This window comes from Pseudomonas sp. MYb118 (assembly GCF_040947875.1).
GTDB lineage: Bacteria > Pseudomonadota > Gammaproteobacteria > Pseudomonadales > Pseudomonadaceae > Aquipseudomonas.
In genome coordinates this window covers 184,193-196,952 of the sequence record NZ_JBFRXN010000003.1, presented here as the reverse complement: position 1 = coordinate 196,952, position 12,760 = coordinate 184,193, and the positions used below count along the sequence as shown (strand labels likewise).

At 59.1% G+C, this 12,760-nt stretch carries 11 protein-coding genes; 5 read left to right on the top strand and 6 right to left on the bottom strand.

Annotated elements, in window-relative coordinates:
- Positions 1-296 precede the first annotated feature (296 nt).
- Positions 297-1,628 (top strand): amidohydrolase, encoded by a 1,332-nt coding sequence (locus ABVN20_RS22300; RefSeq protein ID WP_368557911.1) that lies wholly within the window; start codon positions 297-299, stop codon positions 1,626-1,628.
- A gap of 36 nt (positions 1,629-1,664) precedes the next feature.
- On the opposite strand, the gene ABVN20_RS22295 is transcribed toward ABVN20_RS22300, so the two are convergent.
- Complete coding sequence (locus ABVN20_RS22295) at positions 1,665-2,228, bottom strand: TetR/AcrR family transcriptional regulator (RefSeq protein WP_368557910.1); 564 nt, start codon at positions 2,226-2,228, stop codon at positions 1,665-1,667.
- Positions 2,229-2,413: 185 nt separating this feature from the next.
- Between ABVN20_RS22295 and ABVN20_RS22290 the strand changes: the two genes are divergently transcribed.
- On the top strand, positions 2,414-3,070 hold the full coding sequence (locus ABVN20_RS22290) for a glutathione S-transferase (RefSeq protein WP_368558697.1): 657 nt from the start codon (positions 2,414-2,416) through the stop codon (positions 3,068-3,070).
- Positions 3,071-3,212: 142 nt separating this feature from the next.
- On the opposite strand, the gene ABVN20_RS22285 is transcribed toward ABVN20_RS22290, so the two are convergent.
- Positions 3,213-5,588: a TonB-dependent siderophore receptor gene (locus tag ABVN20_RS22285; protein ID WP_368557909.1), complete on the bottom strand. Its 2,376-nt coding sequence runs from the start codon at positions 5,586-5,588 to the stop codon at positions 3,213-3,215.
- A 97-nt stretch (positions 5,589-5,685) separates the two neighbouring features.
- The gene (locus ABVN20_RS22280) at positions 5,686-6,651 is read right to left on the bottom strand and encodes a FecR domain-containing protein (RefSeq protein WP_368557908.1); all 966 of its coding nucleotides are present in this window, start codon (positions 6,649-6,651) and stop codon (positions 5,686-5,688) included.
- 204 nt (positions 6,652-6,855) lie between these two features.
- On the opposite strand from ABVN20_RS22280, the gene ABVN20_RS22275 reads away from it, so the two are divergent.
- From ABVN20_RS22275 to ABVN20_RS22265, 3 genes are all read left to right on the top strand, one after another.
- On the top strand, positions 6,856-7,374 hold the full coding sequence (locus ABVN20_RS22275) for an RNA polymerase factor sigma-70 (RefSeq protein WP_368557907.1): 519 nt from the start codon (positions 6,856-6,858) through the stop codon (positions 7,372-7,374).
- Between the two features lie 125 nt (positions 7,375-7,499).
- Entirely contained in the window at positions 7,500-8,579 is a 1,080-nt protein-coding gene (locus tag ABVN20_RS22270) for a metal-dependent hydrolase (protein ID WP_368557906.1), read from the top strand.
- A 113-nt stretch (positions 8,580-8,692) separates the two neighbouring features.
- Positions 8,693-9,097, top strand: coding sequence for a helix-turn-helix domain-containing protein (locus ABVN20_RS22265; protein ID WP_368557905.1), 405 nt, complete (start codon positions 8,693-8,695; stop codon positions 9,095-9,097).
- Between the two features lie 118 nt (positions 9,098-9,215).
- Here the strand turns inward: ABVN20_RS22265 and ABVN20_RS22260 are convergent, their stop codons facing one another.
- Genes ABVN20_RS22260 through ABVN20_RS22250 form a run of 3 tightly spaced genes read right to left on the bottom strand, consistent with a single transcriptional unit; the run spans position 9,216 to position 12,748 of the window.
- Positions 9,216-10,466 (bottom strand): nucleoside permease, encoded by a 1,251-nt coding sequence (locus tag ABVN20_RS22260; RefSeq protein ID WP_368557904.1) that lies wholly within the window; start codon positions 10,464-10,466, stop codon positions 9,216-9,218.
- A 42-nt stretch (positions 10,467-10,508) separates the two neighbouring features.
- Positions 10,509-11,585, bottom strand: coding sequence for a sugar phosphate isomerase/epimerase family protein (locus ABVN20_RS22255; RefSeq protein ID WP_368557903.1), 1,077 nt, complete (start codon positions 11,583-11,585; stop codon positions 10,509-10,511).
- Positions 11,582-12,748, bottom strand: coding sequence for a Gfo/Idh/MocA family protein (locus ABVN20_RS22250; RefSeq protein WP_368557902.1), 1,167 nt, complete (start codon positions 12,746-12,748; stop codon positions 11,582-11,584). The genes ABVN20_RS22255 and ABVN20_RS22250 overlap by 4 nt, the downstream gene beginning before the upstream one ends.
- Between the last annotated feature and the right edge of the window lie 12 nt (positions 12,749-12,760).

Sequence of the window (12,760 nt, the reverse complement as noted above, 5' to 3'; positions counted from 1 at the left end):
GATCACTGAGAGTTGGCGGTTGTTGGCGCCTTGAAAAGAGGTTGGCTGGATGGGTTGCCCCGTCTGGCCAGCCCGTCCTGGTTAATGCCGTAAACACACAGAAACAGGAACTCGCTACGCACTCAATACCTTCAAGGCATCAAACAATACTTGTTCGATATTAGACACACCCAGCCTCACAGGGGACCCTGATCACCATTACAACAATACTTAATGGGTATGATCATGCAAGCCACCTGCCGTAACGCCGCCCGCGTTTCCCCCTCCATCTGCCACAGCGTGATGGGATAACGACCATGCAGACTTCCTCCTCCTGGGTCGTCCTGGCCGCCCTGCTGCTGGGCCTGGCCGGTAGCGCCCAGGCGCAATCACCCGGCGCACTCGAAGAACAGGCCCACAGCCGTGCGGCCGCAGTGGAAACCAAGCTGATCGAATGGCGCCGCGACATCCACCAACACCCGGAACTGGGCAGCCAGGAGACGCGCACCGCCAAACTGGTGGCCGATCACCTGCGCAAACTCGGCCTAGAAGTTCACACAGGCATCGCACACACCGGCGTGGTCGGCATCCTCGAAGGTGGCAAGCCCGGGCCAGTGGTTGCCCTGCGCGCCGACATGGACGCCTTGCCGGTCAAGGAGCCGGAAGGTTTGCCGTTCGCCTCCAAGGCTCGCGGCAATTACCAGGGCCAGGAAGTGGACGTCATGCACGCCTGCGGCCACGATGCACACACCGCGATGCTGATGGCCACCGCCGAAGTGCTGGCGGGCCTGCGCGACAACCTGCCGGGCAAAGTGATGTTCATCTTCCAGCCGGCCGAAGAAGGCAACAGTCTGCCCGCCTCCGACCCGAATGAATTGTGGGGCGCGCAACGGATGTTGCAGGAAGGTTTGTTCGACACGCTCAAACCCGATGCGGTCTTCGCTGTGCACGTGATGCCAGGGCGGTCAGGGGAACTCAGCTGGCGCACCGGCGCGACCACCGCCAGCAGCGATGACCTGCACATCACCGTCACCGGCAAACAAGGCCATGGCGGCATGCCCTGGAACACCGTCGATCCCATCGTCACGGCGGCCCAGGTCATCACTGGTGTGCAAACCATCGTCAGCCGCCGGACCAACCTGACGCAGTCGCCGGCGGTGGTTACCGTCGGCACGATCCAGGGCGGCAGCGCGGCCAACATCATCCCGGAAAAAGTGCAGATGACGGGCACCATTCGGACTTACGACGAGAAGGTCCGGGCGCAGATTGGGCGTGATGTGAAGCTGACGGCAGAGAAGATTGCCGAAAGTGCGGATGCCAAGGCTGATGTGTCGGTGATTGCGGGGTATGGCACGACCGTGAACGACGAGAGACTCGCGGCGCAGATGGCCCCGGTGCTTACGCGTGCGGCCTCCGGGAAGGTTGCGACTAGCCCATTGGTGGGAGCGGCTGAGGATTTCTCTTTCTTTGCCCGAGAGGCGCCGGGGCTGTTTATCTTTCTTGGGGTGACGCCTGAGGGGCAGGATCCGGCGACTGCGGCACCGAATCATAATCCGAGGTTCTTCGTGGATGAGAAGGCGTTGGTGGTTGGGGCGCGGGCGTTGTCGGGGCTGACCGTTGAGTTTTTGCAATCAGTGAAGCAAGGGTGATTGACCCTGGCCGATGCTGTCTCAACTGCAGGCCAATCAGGCTGGAATCAACCCCGCGTCCTGATAGCTCAACATCAATTCGTCAAACAGGTTGACGTCTGCCCTGGTTCGCGCGATGAGCTGCGCGCCTGCGACAGCGGTGTAGATGGCGCGAGCACGACGTTCACAAGCCGGCCCAGGTTCCCAGCCGGCACTTACCAGCATTTCAGCGAGCCATCTCACGTTGACGTCCGCAAATGCCTTGACCTCTTTGGATACCTGGTCAGGCAGGTCTTCGAATTCTGCGGCCATGAAGCTGGACAAACAAAGCCTGTTATTGTCCTTCAAGGATTTACGAAAGATGGACGGGTACAGCTGCAAACACTGATACGGATCAGCGTTCGAGGCTTGTATGTCTCCAAGCATCGCCAGCGCGTCCTGCCAATAGCGCTCTGCGACGGCAGCGCCCAGGTCAGCTTTGCTCGCAAAGTGGTAGTAGATGCTCGCGCTCTTGATACCGATTTCTGCGGCAATGCTTCGCAAGTTAATACCGGTGTATCCGTGCAACTGCGCCGCGGATTTCGCCGCAGCCAGAATGGCCTCTCGGGCGTTCTCACTCACTTGTAAACCTCGACGTGGTTGCTGTGTGCTGCTCATTCTACTCGCTGCAACGCTACCTGCCAACTGATAGGTAGGGTATTGACAGCCCGGAAATCCTGGCTCAATCTTTACCTACCAACTGATAGGCAGGTGCTTTTCTCATGACTACTCCACAGCAACGCGTTGATGCTTCCACCCTTTCCTCGATGAAAATCCACGACTGGTTCGATGGCCCGTACCCAGCCCGGGTACGCATCGCTCTCGCCGAAAAAGGGCTGTTGCCGAAGATTGAATTCGTTTCGGTCAACCTGTGGACCGGCGAGCACAAGAAACCCGAATTTCTTGCCATCAACTACTCCGGCACGCTCCCTGTACTTGAGCTCCAGGATGGAACACTGATCGCGGAATGCACTGCGATTACCCAGTATCTGGACAGCCTGGACGGTCATCCGACGCTGACAGGCGAAACGCCTCTGGAGAAGGGGCTGATCCATATGATGACCAAACGCGCCGAGATCGAGTTCCTCGATGCCGTGAGCGTCTATTTTCACCACGCGACTCCAGGCTTGGGGCCTGATGTCGAGCTGTATCAGAACGCCGAATGGGGCGCGAAAATGGGCGAGAAAGCGGTCCGAGGCATGCGATATTTCGACAACGTGCTCAAAGGCCAACCCTTCGTTGCCGGTGAGCAGTTTTCGATGGCGGACATCGCTGTACTGGGCGGGATGATCTTCGCCTCGTTGGTAAAACTGCCGGTTCCCGAAGAGTGCGTCGCGTTGCGAGCATGGCATGCCAAGATGCAAGAACGCCCAAGCGTTCAAACCTGGCGCGCTCTGGTCGAACAAGGCGCACCCAAAAGCTGATGGTCGGGCAGGTGCGCATCCACTGCCCTATCGGATAGTGAATGCAGCGATCAATCCTGCTGCACCACCATTCAACGGCGGCTGATCACTGGGGCAGAATCAGCCGCCTTTTTCCCCGCTCCACCGCAAAATGTGCGCGGGTTTACCAGTTGTAACTCACCGTGCCGTAGACCGTGCGCTGCTGTCCGTACTGACAGCCGACGTTGCTGTAGCAACCGGCCACATACTCTTTGTCGAAGAGGTTGGTGGCATTCAGTGACACCTCTACGCCGTCCAGTGAAGCATCGACCTTGCCGAGTTGATAGCTGACCAGTGCATCGACCACCGAATAGCTGTCCACTTTGAAACTGTTGGCCGAATCGCCGAATGTGCTGCCCACGTAACGAGCGCCGGCCCCCAGGCGCAAACCCTCCAGCGAGCCACTCTGGACGATGTAGTCTCCCCACAGCGACGCCATGTGCTCCGGCACCCGGAACGGAGTATTACCCTTGTTGCCCACGTCCGATTGAGTGATTTCGACATCGTTCCAGGTGTAACTGCCGATCAGGTTGAAACCCTGGGTGATTTCGGTCTTGGCCTCAAGCTCGATACCCTTGGACCGAACCTCGCCCTCCTGCCGGGAGAAGCCGTTGACGTTCTCGGTGGCGTTCTGTTTGGTGAGGTCGAACCAGGCAATGGTGTAGAGGCTGTTGGAACCGGGTGGCTCGTACTTGAGGCCCACTTCGTATTGCTTGCCGATTTCCGGATCAAGTTGCGAGCTGTCAGCGGTAATACCCATCACCGGCAAAAACGATTCGCTGTAGCTGACATACGGTGCCAGTCCATTGTCGAAGAGGTAGACAACACCGGCGCGGCCGCTGAACTTCTCATCCTTCTGGGTTTGCGGAGCACGGTCGTCCTTCTGGTTGCTGGCCCAATCGTAGCGCCCACCCAGCAGGAACACCCACTTGTCGACCTTCAACTGGTCCTGCAGGTAGACACCGGTTTGCGACAGTTTCTGTTCATAGCTGCTGGCACCCACCGGACTGAAAGTCAGTGGCTGCGCGTTCACCGGATTGAATACGTCGAAACTTTCCAGGATGAAGTTCAGCGATTGGTCCTGATTGAACTTGCCGTTGTTGTAGTCGACGCCAGTCAACAAGGTGTGTTCGAGCGGCCCGGTTGCGAAGTTGGCCTGGAGCTGATTGTCCATGGTGAACAGATGACCATCACCCTGGCGTTGATCATTGTAGCGTGAGTATTGGTCGCCCACTGGCCCGAAGAGGGCGATCTCGGAACTGGCCTGGCGATAGTCGCTGTAACGCACGTTCTGGCGCGCCGTCCAGACCTCGTCGAAATGATGCTCGAACACGTAACCCAGCGAGGTCTTCTCGTTGGTCATGAAGTCGTAGCCGGTGTCACCCACGTAGGTGTCGCGGTCCAGGCGGCCACGCACATCTCGAAACACCGTGCCTTGAGCCGGCAAGGGGTTGGCGAAGTTGCCGGTCTGTTTCTGGTACTCGCCCAGGAACGTCAGCTCGGTATCGTCGCTGGGACGGTAGCTGATGGCTGGCGCGATGTACTGACGACGGTTGGTGATGTGGTCGGTCTGGGCGTCGCCTTCGCGGAACAGGCCCGTCAGGCGATAACTCCAGATGCCCTCCTCGTCCAGCGCATCGCCCAGGTCAAAGGCCGCCTGCTGGTAATTGTGATTGCCCATCTGCAACTGCACTTCATGCAGCGGCTCAACGGTCGGCCGCTTGGTCACCAGGTTGATCTGTCCGCCTGGATCGGAGGCGCCATAAAGTACCGAGCTGGCACCGCGCAGCACTTCAATTCGCTCCAGGCCATAGGGTTCGGGGGCGTCCCAGCCGAGGAACTCGGGGAGGAAGGTGCGCGTACCATCACGCAACATGCGCCCGGTGCCCTGCTGAAAACCACGAATGGTCAACTGGTCGGTGACGAACTGAGGGCCGGCGATTTCGGCATTGACGCCCGGCGTATAACGCAAGGCCTGGCCGATGGTCTTCGGCTGCTGCGCTTCAATCTGTTCGCGGGTGACCACAGACACCGAGTACGGCGTTTCCACCAGTGGTGTGTCGGTCTTGGTGCCCGCCGAAGCGCGCTTGGCGACATAACCGTCGCTGGGGCTGACGGAGCTGTAGGCCTGGCCAACGATGCTGGTCACGGGCAAGGCCATCGCCCCGTCATCACTGCGGCCTTGCAAGGTCACGTGATTGCCATTGATCTGATAGGCAATCCTCGCCCCGCCCAACAACTGACGCAGCGCTGCCTCCGGCTCCATCTCTCCGGCGACGTCACGACTGCGAATGCCCGACACCGTGTCCTGGCTGTAGATGATCTGCAGATTGGTCTGTCTGGCCAGATCGGACAGCGCCGACGACAACGCCTGGGACGGGATATTGACCTGGACCGGGTCGGCCAGTGCCGGCACGGCGGTCACCAGTGTCAGGCCCAGAATGGCGGCGATGCAGTTGCGCAGACGCAGGGCGGGTCGATTCAATGGATAGGCGCTCATAATGCTTCCGGTAGCGTGATTTAAGGGCATGCCGGATCGACGAATGAGCGGATGATTTGTTCAGCAAATCACAAAAAAGAAATCCAGGAGACAGGTTTCAGCGCCGCAGCAGGAGCGTCGCCTGATCACTGTGGCGTAATTTGACGGGCAGTATTTTCGGCAGCGCGCTGACCAGTTGCTGAAGCTCGGCGGTGTCATAGGTGCCACCGATGCGCAGATCGCCGACATCGCTGCTCGCCAGCTTCAACGGTACGTCAAGGTAGCGGTTGATCAGGGGCAACGCTTCGCGCAGGCTGACATCATCGAGCATCAGCTTGCCATTGCGCCAGGCAGCGGCACGGGAAGGATCAATGCGAGCCAACTGCAGCATTCGATCGGGGCCGAAGGCCGCTTGCATTCCAGCGGTGAGCACCGCCCCCTGATTGTTGTCATTGCTGGCGTCATTGCGCGCGGCCAATACCGAACCCTGAGTCACGGTTACCGTGGTGAGTTCAGGTCCGGTCCAGACATTGAAATGCGTACCGGTGACTCTGATGCTGGCGTTATCGGCACGAATCACGAACGGCTGCTCAGGGTCGTGATGCACATCGAAATATGCCTCGCCATTGCGTAGCAGTACCTGGCGCTGATCGCGAAAACCCAGGTAGACCAGCCCCGTGCGCTGATTGAGTTGCACCTGGCTCTGATCAGGCAACAACACCTCTCGACGGACGTCCTGCGCCATGAAGTAACGAACACTGCCTGGCAGCATGCCCGCTGACCAACCGATACCCCAAGCCGCCCCCAGGGCGACCACGAGCACCGCCGCGCGCGCCATCAGGGGCAGACGCTGGCTCCAGCGCGAACGTGCATTCCGCTCGACATCAACGCTGGCCGGCAACTGCTCGCTGACCTGCCAGATTCGACACATTTTCGTGTATTCCAGCGCATGGGACGGATCAGCGTCATGCCAGCGCTGGAACGCTGCACGATCCGCATCCGTGCACTCGCCGAAATGCAACAGCACACACCAGTCGGCAGCAATTTCTTCAGTGGATTTCGGCGGGCTGGGAGGATTGGTCATCATGGCTGGTAAAGGGGAAATTTTCGCAAGCTTACTCCATGTCCCGTGATTTTGTTTCAGTTGCAGGACGCCGTTGAAGTCCCTTTCGGCTCTGGTTGATGGCACTCAGGGTGAACTGCCTGTGAGACTTATTGCAAATAATTCTTAATAATAATAGATTCACGAGCCACGCTGGCAGATTCATCAAAACAATGCAGGTGCATCATGCAAAAGCCCAATTCGGCGGGGACCAGTTCCCAGTTGCTTGAAGTGTTCTTCGAGCGGCGTCAGCGCTTGATTGGGCTCGCGGCCCGGATCACGGGATGCCGCAGTCATGCGGAAGACATTGTCCATGAAGCATTTCTCAAGGTGGGTGAAGCTGACGCCAGTGCGCCGATTCGCTCCCAGGCCTCGTACCTCACTCGTGTAGTGCGCAATCTGTCGATCGACCACTACCGTCGCCGTCAATTTGAAGAGCGTTGGATCTTCCCCGAAGATGACAGCAGCGAGGTGTCCGGCCCGCAGACGGAAACGCCGGAAGCACTGGTGTCAGATCAACAGGTTCTGGAAAAGGTTTGCGGAGCATTGTCCGATTTGCCCGAGCGCACTCGTTATGCGTTCGAAATGTGCCGCATTCACGGTATGAAGCAGAAAGACATCGCGAAAGTCCTGGGCGTTTCTCCAGCACTGGTCCACGCCATGATCAGCGAGGCCCTGCTCCACTGTCGGCAGAAAGCCCTCTGAAGCCAGGCTAACGGACTCTTCCAGCAAAACCGGCATTTGCTGTCATATGCTGTAACGGTACAGCAATTGCGGCAGCGCACCCTCGTGAGTAGCGTTTCGCCGATAAGTATCCAGGGAGCTGGCGATTGGACTCTCTCACCCAAGCTGTACTCGGTGCCGCAGTTCAAGGCACGGTATTGGGCCGCATACAGGGCAGACGTTCATTGCTGTATGGCGCGGCATTGGGCACCCTGCCCGACCTGGATGTGCTCATCCGTTACGCCGACCCCGTGTCGAGGATGACCTTCCATCGCGGCTTCTCGCACTCCATCTTTGTGCTCACAGGCGTTGCCCTGCTGCTGGCCTTCGTTGTGCATTGGCTTGCCCAGCGGCGTTGGCCAGACAAGGGTTATACGTTCACCAGGCTGTTCCTGGCCTTCTGGCTGACACTTGTAACGCATCCGCTGCTCGACTCATTCACGGCCTTCGGCACCCAACTGTTCTGGCCATTGCAATGGGTGCCGGAAAGCTGGTCAGCCGTTTTCATCATCGACCCTGTCTACACATTGCCACTGCTGGGGGCCGTTATCTACGCACTGTGCAAAGGCTTTGCCGGGCGTGCAACGTACGTCATGGGAACGGTGCTGTTGCTGAGCACGGCTTATCTGGGCTTGTGCCTGGCGGCTCGCTTCGTTGTCGAGCAGCGGTTTGCATCAGTGCTGAGTCAGCAAGGTGTCATCGTCGGTGAAGTGCGCGCGTTGCCCGTGGCGTACAACAGCCTGGTATGGCGGGTGCTGGCTAAAACGCCGAACGGCGAGTATTACGAGGGTGTGAGCAGCGTATTTGACCGAGCACCGCCGGAAATGCAGCGCCACTCATTCAATCTTGAACTCGGTCAGTCTCTGGCTGGGGTACCGTTGCACAATCGGTTGCGCTGGTTCACAGATGACTGGCTGCGTTACGACATCGTTGAGGATGGCCTGGTGGTCTCCGACCTGCGTATGGGCACTCCGAGCAACTACACCTTCCGCTTCAAAATGGCCGAGCGCAATGCCGCCGGCGGCTGGGAAGCGATTACCCCCGAAAGGTGCTGCAGCATGGGCACCAACTCGCTGTTCAATTACGAAGACCTCACCCTGATCTGGCACCGCATTTTTTATCAACAGCCACCGCTGCCGTTGGCAGCCTGGACAACCAAGTATCTGGGTGATGCCGAGGGCCGATAAGCCAACCCGATACTTGCACTGGCCCTCCTCCGACTTCACTGTGTTAGCCTCACCCCTGGGGCGCCCGCACGATCCGTGGGCTGTCACTGAAACTACCAAAGTCGGAATGTGTTATGTCACTGAAAACTGCCTTTGCTGCCGTACTCAAAGCGATGCGCGGCGCCCGAGGGCTTTCGCAAAAAAACCTGGCAGAAGTCAGCAGTCGTACCTACGTCTCAAAGCTGGAGCGTGCCCAGAGCAGCCCGACTCTGGAGATGATGCATACCCTCAGCCCTCCTTTGAAAGTCAGCCCTTTGACCCTGGTGGCCATTACCATTGCGACGGAGACGGGTGAATCCATCAGATCCCTGATCAATCGCCTTGAAGATGAGACGAGTGAGCTTGCTCGCGCCGGAGTGTTGAAGCAACTGCAGATTCCCGAAGTTGAAACGACGAAAAGCCATCGTCCAATGGCATTACCCAAAGGCAGGCAGCCGTTCAAAGCGACTCAACAAACTGAGTTTTCGTTCGCTGATTGACAGTGCGATGCCGCCACCGAGCGCTGGGAATAAGGCTGACGCGGGGTCTGAAGAACATCCGATTCGCCATCCGGCTTTTCCAGCCCCGCCCATCGTCATTTCCCAGCGGGGGTTGACATCAACTCGTCGCCGATCGCTCCTTGGCAGACGCTGGCGGCGCGGGTTGTGCATCACGAAAGGCGAACATGAATACCAGCACCACGGCCAGGGAAAAGAACGCCGGGAACAACCAGATGCTCTGCCACTGATGACCCGCCGCAGTGGCGTAATAATCGGAGATGTGGCCCGCGACCCAGAAGCCGACCAGCATGCCCACGCCGTAGGTGGCCAGGGTAATCAATCCCTGCGCCGAACTCCTGAAACGCTCCGGGGTTTTTGCATCGGTGTAGATCTGCCCGGACACAAAGAAAAAGTCGTAGCAGATGCCGTGCAGGGCGATACCGGTGAACAGCATGAAGGCCAGGTCGGCGTTGTTACCGTAGGCAAACAACACGTAGCGCAGGGCCCACGCGAGCATGCCCATCAACAAGGCAATCTTGATCCCGAAGCGATGAATGAACAGAGGCAGCAAAAGCATGAACAGGACTTCGGAGACCTGCCCGATGGTCATCTTCGCCGTAGGATTGGTCATGCCGATGTCGGCCAGAAAAGGGTTGGCATTCTGGTAATAGAACGCCAGCGGGATGCAGATCAGGATCGACGCAATGAAAAACACCAGGTAACTGCGGTCTTTCAAAAGGCCCAGGGCATCGAGGCCGAGCATCTGCCTGAAGCCGGTTCGCGTTTGCTCCGCTTTGAGCGGCGCGGTATTCGGCAGCGTGAAGCTGTAGACGCCCAGCACCAGAGACGCCAGCGCAGCCATCAGGAAGGTGTTGCGCAGGCCACCGCTGGCAATCGCGGCTTTCGAGTCCCAGGCAAAGACAAAACTGATCACCACACCGGCGACAATCCAGCCCACGGTGCCCCACACCCGAATGCGCGAGAACTCCAGGGCCGGGTCGCGCATCTGCCGGAAGGCAACGGAGTTGACCAGTGCCAGGGTCGGCATATAGATCATCATGTACGCCAGCACGTAGGGATAGAACGCGGCAAAATCCGAGGCCCGATAGAGCTGATAGAGCAACACCGCCCCGACCAGATGCAGCACCGCCAAAATGCGTTCGGCGTTGAAGAAACGGTCAGCGATCAGCCCGATCACGAACGGAGCAATGATCGCGCCCCAGGACTGAGTCGAAAACGCCATGCCGATCTGGCCTCCGGTGGCGCCTAACTGGCTGGACAAAAATGTGCCCAGCGTGACGAACCAGCCACCCCAGATAAAAAACTGCATAAACATCATGGCGCTCAAGCGCGCACTCATCCACGTCATAACAGCCTCCGTCTTATTGTTATTGAAGGAAAGAGGTGAAACTCAGGCGTCAGGCAATCCGAGCAAACGCCGGTTGGAAGCCACATCGCTGGCGACGCTGACAAAGTCGTCAAAGGCCTTTTGGCTTCGGGTAATCATGTGTTCGCGAATGAACGCTGCGCCTTCAGCGGCGCCCTGGGCGGAATCTTTCAGGCAGCATTCCCATTCGAGCACCGCCCAGCCGGTGAAGCCGTATTGGGTGAGCTTGCTGAAAATCGACTTGAAGTCGATCTGGCCATCCCCCAGTGAACGGAACCGTCCCGGGCGTTCGACCCAGCCCTGGTAACCGCCATAAACACCCGAGCGCGCATCGGGTCGTAACTCCGCATCCTTGACGTGGAACATGCGGATACGTGAGTGGTAACGGTCGATAAACCCCAGGTAGTCCATTTGCTGAAGCAACAAGTGGCTGGGGTCATAAAGGATGGCCGCGCGGGGATGATGGTTGACCGCCTCGAGAAAACGCTCGAATGAAGCACCGTCATGCAGATCTTCACCGGGGTGAATTTCGTAGCACAGGTCGACACCGGCCTCATCGAAGCAGTCGAGAATTGGCAACCAGCGCCTGGCCAGCTCGGCGAATCCCTGCTCCACCAGACCGGCGGGGCGCTGTGGCCAGGGGTACATGTAAGGCCAGAGCAAGGCGCCTGAAAAGGTCGCGTGCGCCGTCAGGCCAAGTCGCTTGCTTGCACGCGCCGCCAGCTTCAATTGCTCGATCGCCCACTCGGTGCGCGCCTGTGGTCGGCCCCGCAGATGAACCGGCGCGAAGTCATCGAACAGCGCATCGAACGCCGGGTGCACGGCCACTAATTGCCCTTGCAGGTGAGTCGACAGCTCGCTGATTTCCACCCCGGCAGCCGCGCACACGGCCTTCAGTTCATCGCAATAACTTTGGCTTTCGGCTGCGCGTTCAAGGTCGATATAGCGCGTACCAAGGGTCGGCAGCTGGATCGCTTTGTAGCCTTGGGACGAGGCCCATTGGGCGATACTGGCCAGGTTGTCAAAAGGCGCTTCATCAGCGATGAACTGCGCCAGGAATATCCCAGGGCCACGCAGGCCTTGAGTTGTCTGCTGGTTCATACGCTGCACTCCAGGAGGGTCCACTTGGCATGACTGTTGTGACTGGCAATGGCTGTCTCGATAAACGCCATGCCCCGCAGGCCTGTCTCGATCCCCGGCACACCGGGCGCGGTATGGCCTTCGACTTCCCCGCGTATGGCCTGGGCAAAATCGCCATACAGGTTGGCCATGGCTTCCAGGTAGCCTTCGGGGTGGCCGGCGGGCAAGCGCATACGCTGGGTCGCGGCATCGCACAACCACGGCTGCCCGGTGCCGGAGCGCAACACGCGCATCGGTTGGTCCAGTGAGCGATGAATCAGGCTGGCGGGTTGTTCCTGGCGCCACTCGAGGCCGCCCTTGTCGCCGTAGATCCGAATGCTCAGCGGGTTCTCTTCGCCCGCACAGACCTGGCTGGCGATCAGCACGCCACTGGCGCCCTGCTCCATCTTGAACAGCATGGAGGCGTCGTCATCCAACTGACGGCCTTCAATGTGCACACCCAGGGTGGCACACAAATGAGTGACAGCTTGACCGGCCACAAACTCCGCCAAGGAAAAAGCATGGGTGCCGATATCGCCGATGCAGCCACCCAACCCGGATAACGCTGGCTGCCCCCGCCACTCGGCCTGCTTGTTGCCCTGCGCGGCCACATCCTGGCTGAGCCAGCCCTGGGCATACTCCACCAGAACCTTGCGCACGCTGCCGATTACGCCGCCGCGCACCATTTCCCGCGCCTGCCAGACCATGGGGTAACCCAGGTACGTGTGAGCCAAACCATAGAGCCGGTCGCTGTTGTGCAAGCGGGTTTGTAAAGCTCGCAGTTCCGCCAGGTTCAACGCCGCAGGCTTCTCGCTGAACACATGGAAGCCAGCGGCCAAGGCTTCGCTGGCTACCGGCGCATGCAGATGATTGGGGGTGACAATCACCAGCAGTTCCATGCGCTGCTCGGCCGGCAGCGCCTGCTCTGTCTCCAGCATCAACTGCCAGGTGCTGTAGCAACGCGATGGCGCCAGCCCCAGTTGACTACCCGTGCGCAGGTTATTCTGCGCGTCGCGACTGAATGCACCGCACACCAACTCAAAGCGCCCATCGAGCCCCGCAGCCTGACGATGGGCCTGGGCGATGAACGACCCCTCTCCTCCACCGACAAAGCCCATTCTTATTTTAGGTATCACTGCGCTCATCACTGATCTTCT